1 protein-coding gene is annotated in these 615 nt (G+C 58.0%); it reads right to left on the bottom strand.

Annotation, left to right across the window (positions count from 1 at the left end; all coding sequences use genetic code 11):
* Positions 1-615 (bottom strand): hypothetical protein (locus tag BN2476_RS46935; protein WP_438942953.1); only part of this gene is annotated, 615 nt, incomplete at both ends.

Here is a 615-nt window from a genome sequence, read left to right as displayed (position 1 = left end):
ACCGTACCGTTGCCGCCCGTCGAGTTACCCGAGATGTTGGTCGAGCCGTTACCCGAGGTGTTGATCGAGCCGTTCGGATCAACGATCACGCCATCACCATTGGTCGAATTGCCGCTGATGTTGGTCGAGCCGTTGTCGCTGGTGTTGATGTCACCGTTGATGACCGTACCGTTGCCGCCCGTCGAGTTACCCGAGATGTTGGTCGAGCCGTTACCCGAGGTGTTGATCGAGCCGTTCGGATCAACGATCACGCCATCACCATTGGTCGAGTTGCCGCTGATATTGGTCGTGCCGTTGTCGCTGGTGTTGATGTCACCGTTGATGACCGTGCCGTTGCCGTCGGTCGAGTTGCCCGAGATGTTGGTCGAACCGTTGCCCGAGGTATTGATCGAACCGTTCGGATCGACGATCACGCCCGAGCCGTTGGACGACGAATTGCCACTGATGTTGATCGTGCCGTTGCCGGTGGTGTTGATGTCACCGTTGATGACCGTGCCGTTACCGCTGGTCGAGTTACCCGAGATGTTGGTCGAGCCGTTGCCCGAGGTATCGATCAAGCCATTCGGGTCAACGATCACGCCAGCACCCGTGTTCGAATCGCCGCTGATGTTGATC

It is taken from the genome of Paraburkholderia piptadeniae (genome assembly GCF_900007165.1).
GTDB lineage: Bacteria > Pseudomonadota > Gammaproteobacteria > Burkholderiales > Burkholderiaceae > Paraburkholderia > Paraburkholderia piptadeniae.
The sequence above is the reverse complement of the archived record's forward strand: the minus strand, read 5'-3'. Positions and strand labels throughout refer to the sequence as shown.